Source organism: Saccharothrix tamanrassetensis, assembly GCF_014203665.1.
Lineage (GTDB): Bacteria > Actinomycetota > Actinomycetes > Mycobacteriales > Pseudonocardiaceae > Actinosynnema > Actinosynnema tamanrassetense.
The window spans coordinates 124,521-139,224 of the sequence record NZ_JACHJN010000008.1; the positions used below are offsets into that span (position 1 = coordinate 124,521).

Annotated in this window: 13 protein-coding genes; all 13 read left to right on the forward strand. The window is 68.2% G+C overall.

Annotated elements, in window-relative coordinates; translation table 11 throughout:
* The first annotated feature begins 109 nt into the window (after positions 1-109).
* The 13 genes from FHS29_RS24825 to FHS29_RS24885 all read left to right on the forward strand — a co-directional run bounded on the left by FHS29_RS24825 (position 110) and on the right by FHS29_RS24885 (position 14,564).
* Positions 110-1,009, forward strand: a complete 900-nt coding sequence (locus FHS29_RS24825) for an FAD-dependent monooxygenase (protein ID WP_184694398.1) — start codon at positions 110-112, stop codon at positions 1,007-1,009.
* Between the two features lie 602 nt (positions 1,010-1,611).
* Positions 1,612-2,775 (forward strand): PucR family transcriptional regulator, encoded by a 1,164-nt coding sequence (locus FHS29_RS38255; protein ID WP_184694400.1) that lies wholly within the window; start codon positions 1,612-1,614, stop codon positions 2,773-2,775.
* Between the two features lie 232 nt (positions 2,776-3,007).
* Positions 3,008-3,370: a beta/gamma crystallin domain-containing protein gene (locus FHS29_RS24835; RefSeq protein ID WP_221456576.1), complete on the forward strand. Its 363-nt coding sequence runs from the start codon at positions 3,008-3,010 to the stop codon at positions 3,368-3,370.
* A gap of 133 nt (positions 3,371-3,503) precedes the next feature.
* Entirely contained in the window at positions 3,504-3,863 is a 360-nt protein-coding gene (locus FHS29_RS24840; RefSeq protein WP_184694402.1) for a beta/gamma crystallin domain-containing protein, read from the forward strand.
* Between the two features lie 87 nt (positions 3,864-3,950).
* Positions 3,951-4,325, forward strand: a complete 375-nt coding sequence (locus FHS29_RS24845; RefSeq protein WP_184694403.1) for a hypothetical protein — start codon at positions 3,951-3,953, stop codon at positions 4,323-4,325.
* Positions 4,326-4,480: 155 nt separating this feature from the next.
* Positions 4,481-5,269: an AraC family transcriptional regulator gene (locus FHS29_RS38260; protein ID WP_184694405.1), complete on the forward strand. Its 789-nt coding sequence runs from the start codon at positions 4,481-4,483 to the stop codon at positions 5,267-5,269.
* Between the two features lie 115 nt (positions 5,270-5,384).
* Complete coding sequence (locus FHS29_RS38265) at positions 5,385-7,406, forward strand: ABC transporter ATP-binding protein (protein ID WP_221456577.1); 2,022 nt, start codon at positions 5,385-5,387, stop codon at positions 7,404-7,406.
* A 233-nt stretch (positions 7,407-7,639) separates the two neighbouring features.
* Complete coding sequence (locus FHS29_RS24860; protein ID WP_312865099.1) at positions 7,640-8,800, forward strand: TfuA-like protein; 1,161 nt, start codon at positions 7,640-7,642, stop codon at positions 8,798-8,800.
* 2 nt (positions 8,801-8,802) lie between these two features.
* Positions 8,803-9,963 carry a YcaO-like family protein gene (locus tag FHS29_RS24865; RefSeq protein ID WP_246440826.1) on the forward strand — a complete coding sequence of 387 codons (1,161 nt, stop codon included), beginning with the start codon at positions 8,803-8,805 and terminating at the stop codon, positions 9,961-9,963.
* 52 nt (positions 9,964-10,015) lie between these two features.
* Positions 10,016-10,294, forward strand: coding sequence for a MoaD/ThiS family protein (locus FHS29_RS24870; protein WP_184694413.1), 279 nt, complete (start codon positions 10,016-10,018; stop codon positions 10,292-10,294).
* Positions 10,295-10,387: 93 nt separating this feature from the next.
* Complete coding sequence (locus FHS29_RS24875; protein WP_184694415.1) at positions 10,388-10,660, forward strand: hypothetical protein; 273 nt, start codon at positions 10,388-10,390, stop codon at positions 10,658-10,660.
* A gap of 141 nt (positions 10,661-10,801) precedes the next feature.
* Positions 10,802-11,812, forward strand: coding sequence for an MvdC/MvdD family ATP grasp protein (locus tag FHS29_RS24880; protein WP_184694417.1), 1,011 nt, complete (start codon positions 10,802-10,804; stop codon positions 11,810-11,812).
* 1,711 nt (positions 11,813-13,523) lie between these two features.
* Entirely contained in the window at positions 13,524-14,564 is a 1,041-nt protein-coding gene (locus FHS29_RS24885) for a sugar ABC transporter substrate-binding protein (RefSeq protein ID WP_184694419.1), read from the forward strand.
* Positions 14,565-14,704 lie beyond the last annotated feature (140 nt).

Sequence of the window (14,704 nt, forward strand, 5' to 3'; positions counted from 1 at the left end):
AACCAAACTCGGGATAGTAGGTAATACAAACTAATGAAGACGGGCGACCACGTCGTCCACGTCCAGTAGCGCACCGGTCCACCAGTTCCCACCCATCCCAGGAAGAACCATGCCCGCCAACAGTCAGAAGCGTTGTCTCGTCGTCGGTCTCGGCATCAGCGGTCTGGCCACCGCGATCCGGTTGCGCCGGATCGGTTGGGAACCGGTGATAGTGGAGCGGGCGCCGGGCCGTCGGTCGGACGGCTACTTCGTCGCCCTCTCCGGCGCCGGTCGGGCAGCCGCGCGACGACTCGGCTTCGACCACGCCATCCCCGACCGGTCCGTACGTGACGGCAGGACCTTCGTCGTCAACCGGGTCGGCGACCGCAAACCGGGTCTGGGATTCGGAGACCTCCCGGGTGACTGGCGGATGATGCTGCGCGGCGACGTGGAGGCCGCCGCGTTCGACGCACTCCCCGGCGACGTGGAGATCCGCTTCACGACCCGACCCACGAGGATCGAGCAGGACGAGTCCGGTGTGGACGTGACCCTCGACCACGACGGCGCGGTCACCACGGAGCGGTTCGCCCTCGTCGTGGGCGCCGACGGCCTGCGCTCCACCGTCCGACAGCTCGTCTTCGGCCCGCACGGGCACCACCTGCACCGGCTCGGCCACATGATCGCCGCCTTCGCCCTGTCGGACCCGCTCGACGGAGTCTCCGCGCACGACGGCGTCAGCCTGTTCGAACCAGGCCGCGCGATGTGGCTCTTCCCCTTCGCCGACCGGCCGCACAGCCTGCTCTTGTCCTACCGCACCGACGACATCGACGGGCAGTTCACCGGACGACCCGCCGACCGGGTCCGCGCCGCCTTCGGCCCGGCACCGGCCGGCCCCCTGCTCGGACCGGCACTGGACGCGCTCGACAACACCGGCGACTTCCTGTTCGACACCGTGGAACAGACCCGGATGGACACCTGGTCGCGATCGCACTTCGGCCGATCATCGCGCGCAGCACCCGGCTTCCGCTGATCGGCGACGCCCTCCGCTTCCTCCAGGCCAACAGCAAGATCAACGAAGAAAGGGATCTCGACAACGCCGGTAACCCCACTGCGGCCGCCTGAACGCGCGAGCCGCCGGCAAGAAGCCCGCTTGTCCGGGTGGAGGCCCAGGATGCCGGGCAGTTGGCCCCAGCACGTTGTTGACAGCCTCCAGCTCCGAACCAACGTGGACAGCACGACGTTGTCGTTCTACTCAGATGCAAGGAGAGTCCTCATGTCCGCAATCCGAACCAGGCGCCGAGCGGTGGCCCGGGTCGCCACAGCGGTGACTGTGGCATTCGGCGTGCCGATCGGGTCTTCCGTCCAGGCCGCTCTGTCGGCGGCACCCGCCGCGAGTCAGGTCACGTCGGGGATTCCGGCCCTGGTCGATCCCGGGGTCGACCTGGGCCGGCACGCGCCGGGGCGGAGATCGAAACCCCCGACGGAGGCGGCTACCTGGAAGCCACGGCGGAATTCACCGGTAAGTACAACGGCAGGAACGTCCGTGGCGAGAACTACGTCGAGATGACCGGCGAGTGGAAACCCTGACCACCACCGCACCCGCGGTCCGAAACCGAGGTGGAGGAGCAGGCAGTGCCCGAGCACCTCGAAGCCGAACTCGCTCCGGTGGCCGCACACCTGCAGCAGCAGACCGAGGAGTTGGTGGCCGCGCAGTTGCGGTTGATGGGTGGGATCGGCCCGTACCGCGTGGTTCCCCCGTCGGAGCTCCGGCCGGCCGCGCGCCGCAACGTCGTCCGCGTGGTCGCCGCCTTCCACGGCGGGGAGGACCTCCCGGGCGGTGTGGTGGAGGACGAGCGGGAGACCGGGTGGCGCCGGGCACTGCAGTGCATACCCCTCACCGACGTGCTGGCCGCCCACCGAAGGGGTATCGCGTTGCTGCGCGACGAGTTTCTCCGGACCGCCCGGAACCACGGCATTTCCGCCGACGCCGTGCTAGTCGGTGTCCAGCGGATCTGGGAACTGGGTGACCACTACGGCGAGGTGCTCCTCGCCGGTTACCGCGAAGCCGAACTCGATCTCACCCGTCGCGAGGAGCGGCGGCGGACGACCCTGCTCGCCTGCCTGCTGGAAGGCACGATGACCACCGACCAGGTGGCCGTGGCGGGGGTCGGGTTCGGGCTCACCGCCGAGCACGACTACTGGGTGCTGCGGGCCCGGTCCGCCGGCACCGACCCGGTCGAGCTGGCCCGAGTGCTGGAACGCGCGGCCGGTGCGCAGGGCACGACCCTGGTCGCCCCCTACGGCAGTGACGTGGCGGCCGTGCTCTCCCGTCCCGTCATCGGCGCGCTGCCCGACGACATCACCGTCGGGCTGGCCGGCCCGGCCGGCCTGTCGCAGTTGCGCGCGAGTTTCGCCGAGGCCACGCAACTGCTCAGGTTGGCCGTCCTGTTCGGCCACCGCGGAACCGTGGACCGCCGGCGCATGGCGCTGCAGCGGGCCGTGGCGAACGAACCCGAACTGGGGAAGTACCTCCACACCCGCTACGTCGAACCGGTGGAGGCGGAGAGCGCCATGGGTGAGGTCCTGCTCGCCAGCGTCGAGACCTACCTCTCCCGGCGGCGGTCGATTACCGAGGCCGCCGTCGCCCTGTCCGTGCACGTCAACACCCTGCGCAACCGGCTGGAGCGGTTCACCTCCCTGACCAAAGCGGACCTCCAGGACACCGAAACCGTGTTCGAGGTGTGGTGGGCCCTCCAGTACCGCAGGGTGTGCGGATCCTCGACCCAACACGGTTGACGCGGTGGACCGAGTCGGCAGCGTGCGGGAACCTTTCGTGATTCCGAAGCCGCGTTCGAGGTGTGGCCGGCCCTTCGGTATCACGAATTGTGCGGATCTCCATTCGACGTCCACCGATGTTGTACCGCAGTACATTGCCTGCTTCTCGGGGTGATTGCTACGTTCTTCTGGCTGGCATACGTGGCCGGAGTCGGTTTCGAAAAATCAGCGCTCGTGCTGTGGAGGAGTTCAATTGGCCGGCAAGCTCAAGAAATTCGCATCGGTCGCACTGGCCGCCGTCGCGATGACGGTCGCGATCCCCGGCGGCTCGGCGTGGGCGATCGACCGGGTGCCGTGCGGCAACCGCGACTTCTTGCAGATCACGGCGCACCAGAGCAGTGGTCCCGCTTGGGACCGTTGTTATGCGAACCGCGGCGCCGTGGATTACACCGACAACGTGGACTGGTGGGTCACCAGCATCTGGACCGGGAACAACCGCGTCCAGTGGTACGGGGACGGGCGGTGGCAGCCGGAACAGCCGATCGGTAAGTACACCTCTTTCACGTGGCCGAACCACCCCGGTGGAGTGAGGATGTTCGCGCTCCGAATCCTCTGAACCACCCGCCGTGACCTGGCGACAGGAGCAGACCTCCGGGGTGTGGCGGCCGCGTTCGAGGGGTGACGAGTCCTTCGGCATCGCGCCGGAGTCGGTTTCAGGGAATCAGCGCTCGTGCTGTGGAGGAATTCAATTGGCTGGCAAGCTCAGGAAACTCGCATCGGCCGCACTGGCCGCCATCGCGGTGACAGTCGCGGTCCCCGGCGGCTCGGCGTGGGCGATCAACGACGTCCCGTGCAACAACGACGGGTACCTGCGAGTCACGCTTCACGTGTACGGTCAACCCGATCAAGACTCCTGTTATGCGAACGCAGGATTCTACAACCCCGGGTTGGGACGCTTCTGGATTACCAGGATCTGGACCGGGAACAACCGCGTCCAGTGGTACGGGGACGGGCGGTGGCAGCCGGAGCACCCGATCGACAGGTGGACCTCCTTCACGTGGCCGAATCACCCCGGTGGCGTGAGGATGGAAGGGATCCGGATCATGTGAGTCGGCTGCGGCACGCGGTCACACCGCGGGCACTCGTCGCCGGAGTCGGTTTCAGGGAATCAGCGCTCGTGCTGTGGAGGAATTCAATTGGCCGGCAAGCTCAGGAAACTCGCATCGGCCGCACTGGCCGCCATCGCGGTGACAGTCGCGGTCCCCGGCGGCTCGGCGTGGGCGATCGACAACGTCCCGTGCAACAACGACAATTTCCTGCGAATCACGCTTCACCATATCGGGGGCGACGACAGGAAGTACGACCTCTGTTACGCGAACCCCGGCACTGCGGGCGGCTGGGAACCGGAATGGCAACGGACGTGGATCACCAGGATCTGGACCGGGAACAACCGCGTCCAGTGGTACGGGGACGGGCGGTGGCAGCCGGAACAGCCGATCGGGAAGTACACCTCTTTCACGTGGCCGAACCACCCCGGAGGGGTGCGGATCGACCAGATCCGGATCGTCTGAGCCCACTGCAGGACGCGGCTTCGTCGTGGTCGACCGCGTTTCGCGGTCAGCCGCGACGAAGCCTTCCGCGTGACCGCCGGTAGTCGCGGCGCCGCAAGTGCGGTCGTCGGGCGTCCGGCCGGAGGCGAACCGGATACCCAACCGAGGAGAAGTCGGTGTCGGACGATCTTCGCATCCACCGCGTGGTGGCGCGAACCGAGGAGCAGTCGTCAGGCTCGCTGACGGCGGAAACCCCGGGTATGGTGACGATCCTTTCCGGAGTGGTGAAGTTCTGCTCGTCGGACACAGCCTTCATCGCGGCGGAGGGCGATGTGTTCTGGCGTTGTCCGCAACGCTCTCCGCGCGTCCGGTACCTCGCGCTGTCGCGGCGCGGCGCCGAGTTCGCGTGCACCAGCTTCCCGGCGGCCGTGCTCGAATCCGCGGCTGCCGCGGGCGCGACCCGGTCGCGTTTCCCCCGGCGCAACACCACGGCGACGAGTGTGCTGCGCGTCCTGCTCGAGATCACCGAGTCGATGCCGCGAACCGCCGACTGGCGCGTGGTGTCGAGCGGTCTCCGCCAGGTGCTCCAGGCCGCCTTGGCCCAGGACACCGGCACCAGCGGCGGCCGGGCCGTAGAAGAACGCTTCGTGCCGGTGCTCGACTACATGCGCGAGCACCTCGCCGAGCACATCAGCGTCGACGTGCTCGCCGGGCTGATCGGCTACAGCCGGTTCCACTTCGTCAGGCGGTTCACCGAGGCCGTCGGGGACACACCGCACCACTACCTGACCGCCCTGCGGGTCGGTGTCGCGGCCCGCTACCTCGACGCGGACACCGACGACACGATCGCGCACATCGGCCGCGTATGCGGTTTCCCGACTGCCGCCGGCTTCACGCGCGCGTTCCGCCGGCATGTCGGCGTCACGCCATCCGAGTACCGCGCACGCCACGGCGGCGTGGCATGAGGGTGGTGCAGTGGACGCACCCGTCCTCCCACCTGGCCGTGCCGCCGTTTCGGCAATGGGGCTGCCGCACCGATCCCGGCTGTGGCCGATCGAGCGGGGAGGAGGCGGCAGGACCGTGAACGGTTGGTGTTCTCGCGGCGGCTCCGGCCGGCAGCAGATTTCGGACGGCGAGAGCGAGCTGTTCGGCGGGCCACTGCGAGGGGACACGGGGTTCGCGACCCACGAGCACGCCATCGCCGACACGTCGCTGCGCCGATCGCTGAGGGAACTGCCGCGCCTGGTCGCCGGAGCCACGCGCCTGGCCTGGCACGCCGAACGACCCGGCCTCGTGTTCGTCGTCCTCGCCGCGGTGGGGCAGTGCGCGTGCGGGACGACGGCGCTGCTGGCGCTGCTGGCGCTGCTGGGCGACGTGCTGGTCCCCGCTCAGGACCTCAGGGCCGGTGTCCGGGCGGCAATACCCGCGGCAGCGGTCCTGGCCGGCGCCTCCGCGGCCGGCGCCGTCCTGCGCGCGTTGTCGGCCGCGGTGACGCGCCGGATCGAGGCCAAGGTCGAGCGGGTGTCCACGGAGCGCTACCTGAGCGCCGCCGCTGCGGTGGAGCTCGACGCGATCGAAGACCCAGCGTTCCAACGGCTCCTGCAGACGGCCCAAACCGGGGCCACCGCGTCACGGCAGATGATCGACCCGAGCGTGCGCATCGTGATGTCACTGCTGAACCTCGTTGCCACCGGCGTCGTGCTCTCCGTGTTGCAGCCCGTCCTCACCGTGCTGCTGGTGCTCATCGTCATCCCCCGGGCGTGGGGTGCGATGCGGGTCGCCCAGCGGCGGCACCTGTCCGTCCTGCGCTGGGTCGAACACCTCCGAGCGAGCCAGCTGATCGGCCGGATGCTGACGTCGAGGACCGCGGCGCCGGAGGTGCGGGTGCACGGAGCCGGGCAGTACCTGCTCGCCCACCACCACGGGCTGGCGGAGGCCGCCGAAGCGGAGCAGGGTCGCCTGGCCGGAGCCCAGGCCCGCACCGAGTTGCTCACGGCGGCGGTGTCCGGCGCGCTGATCACCGCCACCTACGCGCTGCTGGCAGCGATGATCTTCACCGGCGGGCTCGCGCTCGCCACGGCCGGCACCGCGATCATGGCCATCCGATCCGGGGTGAGCGGGCTCAACGCGACGGTGGACCACGCGAACCGGCTGCACGAACAGGGGTTGTACGTGCGCGACCTGGAGCGGTTCGCCGAGCTCGCGCGGCCGCGGCACATCCCGCGCGGTGGCGCCGACCTGCCCGAGTCCGTCCGGGACGTGCACTTCGACGGAGTCGGCTTCACCTACCCCGACAGCGATCGCCCCGCCCTCGAGAACATCGACCTCACCGTTCGGACCGGGCAGGTGCTCGCGCTCGTCGGTGAGAACGGATCGGGCAAGTCCACCCTCGTCAAGCTGCTCGCGGGGTTGTACCTCCCCGACGTCGGGCGCATCAGGTGGTCGGACGTGGACCTCGCCGATGCCGACCGGTGGCAGGTGTTCGATCGGGTCGGCGTGCTCACCCAGGACTTGGAACGCTGGCCCTTCACCGTTGCCGCGAACATCCACATCGGACGTCCTCAGGGGACACCGGCGCGCTCCGGCATCGAGGACGCGGTCTCCTACGCGGACGCGTCGGACATCGTCGCCGCACTGCGCAACGGGCTCGACACCCTGCTGGCGCGGCAGTTCCGCGGCTCGTCGGAGCTGTCCGGCGGGCAGTGGCAGAAGATCGGGCTCGCCCGCATCCACTACCGCGACCCGTCGATCCTCGTCGTCGACGAACCGACCTCCGCCCTCGATCCCGCGGCCGAAGTGTCGATCTTCGAGAAGATCCGCGGGCTCGCCGGTCCGGACCGGGCGGTCGTGCTCATCACGCACCGGATGGCGGCCGTGCGTCACGCCGACGTGATCTGCGTGCTGCACCGAGGACGGATCGTCGAGCGCGGCACGCACGACGAACTGATGGCGCGCGGTGGGCGTTACGCGGAGATGTACCGCATCCAAGCCGACCAGTACAACGAAGAAACCGTCGTGAGGCGGACCGGTGGACCGACAGACCGCAATATCGGCGGTAAGTCCCGCAACGACGGTCGACACCCGCTTCCCGGGCAGCCCTAGGGTTGAGCAGGGGAACGGGTCGGCAGCGGTTCCGGTATTCGCCGGGAAACCGTCGTCGCGGGAACCGCGAAGCCCGGGAGGAGGTAGTGGTGCCAGGAAGGATCCACGTCTACATCGGTCCGACTTGCCCGCCGCAGGAGGTGCTCGAGCGATTTCCCGAAGTGGTGATCCACCCGCCCGCCGCTCATGGCGATTTCTTCTCCCCGGAGATCGCCCCGGGAGACGTGGCCGTGGTGGTCGACGGTCTCTACCACCACGCGCTCGGTCTGCGGCACAAGGAGTACCTGCACGCGTTGGACCGAGGCGTCTCCGTGGTGGGTGCCGCGAGCATGGGCGCTCTGCGCGCGCTGGAGCTCAGCGCTTTCGGCATGCAGGGTTGCGGCGTGATCTACCGGCAGTACCGTGCCGGCATATTCGACGGCGATGACGCGGTGGCGGTGGCGCATGAAGAAGATCCTCCGTACCGGAGTCTGAGCGTGCCGATCGTCAACCTCCACGCGGCGGCCCGGGCTGCCTGCGCGGCCGGGGTGCTGCGCGCGGAACAAATAGCCGACGTCATGTCCGCGCTGCGAGCGGTTTACTATCCCGCGCGGACGCGGGCGAAGGTCGTCGATGTCCTCCGGAAAGTGGGAGCCCCGCGATTCGCGGATTGGTTCCACCAGCACACCGCCGACGACCCCCAAGCGTTCGACCAGAAGCGGCTCGACTGTTTTTCGGCGATCGAAGCGGCACGTGGGATCATCGGGGCCGGTGCCCGCGGGCACGTCATCGGAGGGGAGAGCGGCCGGTGGAAGACCTCCTTCGTTCGCCACTGGCGCAACCACTTCATCGGCCGGGCAGGTGCTCCTCCGCTGGCTCAGCGCATCGCCTACCAGCAGATCTTCAACCCGGACTACCGGTGGGTCTGGGAGCGCTACCTGCAAGAAACCTACGCGCGCCGGGGCCGGCCGCTGCTGCCCGGCGCCGCGCTGCGGGTGACCGACTTCATCGCCGACCGGACCGGGGTCGACCGGTTCCCACCCGCTCCGGGGGGCGAGGACCGCTTCTTCGACTTCCTCTGCCCGGTGCCGGATTTCTCCGACGACCGCGAGGTGGAACTCCTGCTCGCGGGGGAAGCCCCCTCGGACGTCGAAGCCGTGTCCGATCACCTCGGGCACGGCCTGGCGTTCGCCGACGCGAACCCGGGGCCGGCAGGCCGGCGCACGCGGAAGGTGCTCTCCCGCCACGCCGCCGAGCTGCTGCTCTCCCGCATCTGGGGAGTTCCCGCCGAAGGGCTCGGCGGTGAGTGCCGCAAGCGTGGCATCCCCGATGCGGGGAGGGCGACAAGACTTCTCCAGCCGTTCGTCGTCGGCGTCCTGAAGGCCGGAACCCACTGGCGCGGGGAGACGGCGTGACGATGAAGCTGGTGCTCGCGGGAACCCACCGCGCCCTGCCCGCAGAAGCCACGTGGGCCCGCATCGAGCCGACCCTGGAGGACTTCGGGATCACCAGGGTCGCGGACGTGACGGACTTGGACCACATCGGCGTTCCGGTGATGGTGGCGGTCCGGCCGTTGTCGGAGACGTACGGGACCTCCCAGGGGAAGGGTGCCACGCCGCTGTTGGCCCGGATATCCGCGGCGATGGAGTCCATCGAGATGTGGCACGCCGAGAACCCGGCCGTCGCTCGCTTCGAGTCCACAGCACACGAGCTGGCCCTGCCCTATCCCGTGAGCGCGCTCAGCACGGCTCGGACCGCTCAACCCCTGGATCACGTGAAGCTCGGCTGGACCTGGGCCCGGTCCATCGTCGGCGATGCTCCCGTCCCGCTCCCGGTGCAGGCGCTGCGCCTTTCCTTCGTCGAGGCGGACTGCTGGGAGCCCCACGTGTTCAGGCACACCTCCAACGGCCTCGCGTCGGGCAACTCCTTCGCGGAGGCCTGCCTGCACGGCATCTACGAAGTGATCGAACGCCACGCGCTGGCCGGTCTCGGACCGTCCCCTCGAAGGGATCCCCGCATCAACGTGGACCTCTCGACGGTCCGGGACGAGCACCTCGTGTCCCTGCTCGACCGGTTGAGGGCCGCAGGTGTCCGATGCGAGGTGGCCATGGTGCCGAATGAGTTGTCGATCCCGGTTTTCGTCGCCTTCATCTGGTCGCCCCTCTACCCACTCGTCGCGGCGGGTTCCGGCGCCCACATGGATGTCACGGTCGCCATGAGCCGTGCGGTGACCGAGGCGGTGCAGACACGGCTCACGAGGATAACCACCACACGGGACAACCTCCCCTCCGATTACCGACCGCCCCACGACGCGGACCCTTTGCTCTCCACTCCGGAAAGTCAGCCACTCGACGACGTGGTCAAGGGTTGTGGTGCTGCCTACGACGACCTAGAAGAGGAACTGCTGGAGGTCGCCGGCAGGGTTGGAGCGCGAACCGGCTTCTCACCGATCGTGGTCGACATCTCCACCCGTCCCGAGCTGTTCACCGTGGTCAAGGTGGTGTGCCCCGGCCTTGGGTATCCGCGTGGCGGCGGGAACAGGATTCCGCGCATCCAGCCTGCTGCGCCTGCTTCTTGACCTGTCGGGACTGTCGAGAACGGTCACATCCGCCCCTTGCCGAGGAGACATCTTGAGCGACATCCAGGTCATCCTTTCCTCGTCGCTGGCCCGGTTCACCGGAGGCGTCCGGAAGTTCTCGGTGCCGGGCGGCACCGTGCGGCAGGTGATGGAACGGGTCAGCGAGCTGTACCCGAGCCTTTCCGGGCGAGTCGTGGACGAACACCTGGAGCCGATGCCGTTCGTGCGCATCTACGTCGGAGACGAGGACGTGCGCGACCTCGGCTCGATCGACTCGGTCATTGCGCCCGACGCCACGGTGTCGATCCTGACCGCAGTCGCCGGCGGATGAAGACCGGGAAGAAGGGGGTGGGCCCGGAACGACGAACCAGTCCCAGCGCTCGAAAGCCCGCATTTCGTGGATCAAGCGATCGGAAGAAGGATGATGGAAACTCAGACACGGGTACTCGCCAGTCACTTGCTGAGCAAGGTCGAGCCCATCAAGGGCACGCTCGACGTCACCGCGGACGCTGAGGCGAAGCAGGAGATCGACCGCCTCGTCGACTACCTGCTCGCGGGGGGGACCACGCCGTACCGGACCTCCGGCAGCACCGCGACGGTGACCGACACCTACACCGACACCGGCGCCTCGAACACGAACACGATCCCTGACGCGGACAGCGACAACGAGTCCGACTTCGACTCGGACCACGACTGATCCCACGGGGGCGTGCACGCCGGTCAGCGGCTCGGATCACGGCGTCGGAACACCGGACGCACGGGCCGCTGACCGGCGTGGCCGATGAGGCGGGCGGGCTCGCCGACCGGCGCTTCCCACCCGAGGAGACGAGGACGACTCATGAATGACTCTGCGATCCTGATCGTCACGGCGAGGTGGGATTCGACCGCTTTCGCCGGAGCGGAGATCCTGCGCAGGAACGGCCGGACGCCGTTCCTCTTCTTCCCCGAGGACTTCCCGCAACGCGCGCAGCTCAGTGCGGACTTCCGGCAGGGCAGGTGGTCGAGCCGGTTGCGCACGGACGACGGAACCATCGATCTTGACAACGTCAAGGCCGTGTGGTGGCGGAAGCCGCTGCCGAACCGCCCACCGCGATCCCTCCCGCCGGTCGAGTTCCCGTACGCCAGGCGCGAGAACGATTATGCGCTCCGGGGTCTGTGGGACCTGCTGCTGGCGGACCCGGACGTCTACTGGATGAACAGTCCGTGGAGCATCCGAAGGGCCGACGACAAGTTGCTGCAGATGTCGCGCGCCGCCGCTCACGGACTGGAATCCCCGAGGACCATCGTGACCAACGATCCCGAGCGCGTGCGCGCCTTCTACGACGAGTGCTCCGGCGAGATGGTGTTCAAGTCCATGACCGGCCCGTTCCTGGTGCCCGGGCAGGTGGACGAGTTCAAGTTCCAGGTCGACATGCCGGGAATTCCCCTCGTCCGCCCGTTCACGACCGAGGACATGGCGAACGTGGGCAGTGCGCGGCACAACGCCTGCATGTTCCAGGAGCTGGTCGAGAAGAAGCACGAGCTGCGGGTCACCGTATTCGAAGATCAGGTCTTCACCTGCGAGATCCGCTCACAGGAGAGCGACCTCACCCGCTACGACTGGCGACGTCAGGACGCACCGCCCAAGGCCGTCGCCGGCGACCTGCCCGAGCCCGTCGCCGCCGCGTGCCTGGCGCTGATGGAGGAGTTCGACCTGCGCTACGCGGCGTTCGACTTCATCGTGACCCCGGACGACCGGCACGTCTTCCTGGAGATGAACCCCAATGGCCAGTGGCTGTTCGTCCAGGAGTGGGTTCCGCAGTTGCGCCTGATGCAGGCGTTCGTCGACATCATGGTGCGCAACTCTTGAGTTGTGGGCCACGCGCTCTGATCGGGCGGTCTCGTCCACCATGCCGCCACCAGCGTGCCCGCAGCCGCCACGAACGTGCGCCGCTCGAAAAGTCATCGCGGCTGGTCGAGCGGCATGTCTGTACTCGTTGACAAGGCCGCCCAGGACGCGGGTGCGGGGCACTGAGCCCTTTCCGACCTCATCCGGTGGCGTGGTGGAGTGCGAGGACGGTCGGGTCGGGTTGGTGATGAGGGTGGTGGAGCAGCGGGGTCTGCGCAGTGGCCGTCGGGCTTCGAGGATGGAGACGGCGCGTTCGCCGAGTGCTCGGATGCGGGCGTGGGAGCGGTTGACCGCCTGCTGATCGGGCGGGAGGTCGTGCCACCTGCCGCGGTGGGGGAAGCGGATCGGACCGCCCGCTGCTCGATGGGCCTTGTCCGCCCTGTACGGGATGTTCACGTTGGACAGGGCGTCGATGATGCCGTGGGTGCGGACCGAGCCCTGCCTGATCGCGTGAGCGGCGGGTGCACGACCTGGACGCCGCCGAGACCGGGCGCGCGCCCACGGCGTCGACCCGGGCCGGGCGACGGCGATGACGCGCACCCGCCCGGACGGTGTGCGCCTGGCTTGGCGGCTGGCCCTGCCGCCGGACCTGCTGGAGTTCGGCGGTCCGCCCCGTTCCTGATCGACTGGGCGCCTCCCCGCACCCGGCCACCGACGCGGAGGTGGGTCTGCGGTTGGTCTCGTTCGGGGAGCGCATCCCGATCCGGTGGAGGCGCGACGGCGACTGGTCGCGCTCGGTGTCGAGGGTGACTTGCCGATCGGCGAGGCCGCCGCGCCGACACGACCGCCTGCTGGATCGATGGCCGTTCAGGAGATCATCACGTTCGGCACACCGCCACACACCACACAACTACGGCCACATACTCAATCTGTACGGCACACGACCGACTAACTGACACGACAACAACGACCCACACCGAGCCGCCGAAGCACCACGTACTGCAAGCCGTGTTTGATTTCGTGACCTCAAGCTGCTGCACCTACGCGGACCGCTGGTCGCGCAGGCAGGTGATCACGGCGCACGGGAGGGTCCACCCTGGCGTGTCGCCACGCGCCGAACGTGACCACGAGGCTGGCGTTGGGCGGGTCCGCCAGGCGGCGCGGCGGCAGGTTCGGCGACGTGGTCTTGCCCGCGCCCCAAGGTCCCTCCAGGTGTACCAGGAAGGAAACGTCGGGTTGCCGCGCTGCGCCTGGCGCAGGCGCAGGGCCAGGACCTCCGCCAGCGCGCCGCGGTGAGGGCGGCCCGCCGTCGTCGGCGCGTCGTTCACCCAGTCGACGTTCTGCTGCGGTTGCCCGGTGACGGCGGGCAACCTCCGCTCGGCGGCGGCACGCTCTTCTTCGGTTTCTTCCCAAAACACCTTGTCCGCAGAAGTGCGTGATCAGCATGGCCGGAATCGGCTATGCCTAGCTTCTGTGTGTGAAGGCGTCGAGGCGCCAAGGGGGATCCGCGATGAGCAATGGTTCCCAGGCTGACGACGGAGACGGATCGGACGCCCGTAGACGACGGGACTCTGTCGGGACGTCGAATCGTCGTGGTCGTGCTGTCCGGCAGCGGGGTCGCGCCTCGTCCTCCGGTGCTGTAGTTCAGGCGGGCAGAGACGCAGTGGTCACATTCGAGCAGCACGTCCACCATCGGGCATCGGTGGTCCGATCAACCCCGGTGTGGACCACCATGTTGGTGGTGATCTGTGGTGCGGCCGTTCTCGTGGGCAGCGTCATCGTCATCCGCAGTGGTGTACTGCTCGAGCTGGTGCCCGCCTGGACGGTTCCCGTGGCGGTGTCACTCGCAATCGTTCCGCTTCTGCTGCGTAGGAGGACACGGATGGCGGACACGCGCCAGGCATTCCTCGTCACCTCAGCCTTCAGTCAGAAGTACTGGGTCGCCGAGTTCGTGCAACGTCTGCACCGTGCGCTCGACCGCAAGGGCATCAACCTGGTACTGAAGGTGCCCGACCGGGACTACGACGCCGCGTCGCAAGGCCACGACTTGCGAAGGGTGCTCAACACCAAGGACAGCTACCTGGGTGGGTTCGTCGTCCCGACCGAGCTGCACCGGATGCGCCCACTGCTGGTGGAGTTCTGCGCCGAACTGGCGCTGCCGGTGGTGTTCACCGATGTCGATCCATTCGACGACGAGAGCGAGTACCCTGCCAACACCTCGTTCGTCGGCTACGTCAGCTCCGACCTCGGGACGGAAGCGGGTCGTTGGTTGGTGGGCCACCTGCGGCAACGTGGTGTGCGGCGGCCACACGTGCTGATCGTCGCCAGCCGTGAGCACTCCGAGCGGCAGAAGTCCTGCGCGGACGTCCTGCGAACCGGCCTGGGCAACGTGTCGATCAGCATTGACGACACTTGCGCCTTCAGCCGCTCACGTGCCTACGACGCGGTCCAGGCCCACATTCGGTCACAAGCCGTGCGGTCGCCCCGTCTGGACGCAATGTTCTGCACCAATGACGAGATGGCGCTGGGGGCGGTCGACGCACTGCGCGCGACGGACTCACCGCTCACCAGAGAGACCACTGTCATCGGCATCGACGGGATCCCCGAGGCCCGACACCTCATCGCGACCGCCACGAGTCCGCTGCGGGCCACAGTGGTGCAGGATCCCCACCGTCTCACCGAGAGCGCCGCCGAGGTACTGCAGAGGATGCTCGATGGCCGTCAAACGATGACGCGCACCATCCTTAAGCCTGAGGTGTATCAGATCCGGTGAATCCTCTGGACGCGATCGGATCCTATGGGGCGGTGTCGGAGGTCCTACAGCAACTCTGGCCGTCGACGAAGTAGCTGTTATAGCCGCAGCCGTGCTGCTGCCGGCGAAGGCTCTGGATACTTGACGAACGCACATGAACG

Excerpts from the sequence above, each read along its gene's own strand:
- FHS29_RS24825 (WP_184694398.1), top strand. The coding sequence starts at position 110 with ATGCCCGCCAACAGTCAGAAGCGTTGTCTCGTCGTCGGTCTCGGCATC.
- FHS29_RS24865 (WP_246440826.1), top strand. The coding sequence starts at position 8,803 with ATGAAGCTGGTGCTCGCGGGAACCCACCGCGCCCTGCCCGCAGAAGCC.
- FHS29_RS24875 (WP_184694415.1), top strand. The coding sequence starts at position 10,388 with ATGGAAACTCAGACACGGGTACTCGCCAGTCACTTGCTGAGCAAGGTC.
- FHS29_RS24880 (WP_184694417.1), top strand. The coding sequence starts at position 10,802 with ATGAATGACTCTGCGATCCTGATCGTCACGGCGAGGTGGGATTCGACC.
- FHS29_RS24885 (WP_184694419.1), top strand. The coding sequence starts at position 13,524 with ATGTTGGTGGTGATCTGTGGTGCGGCCGTTCTCGTGGGCAGCGTCATC.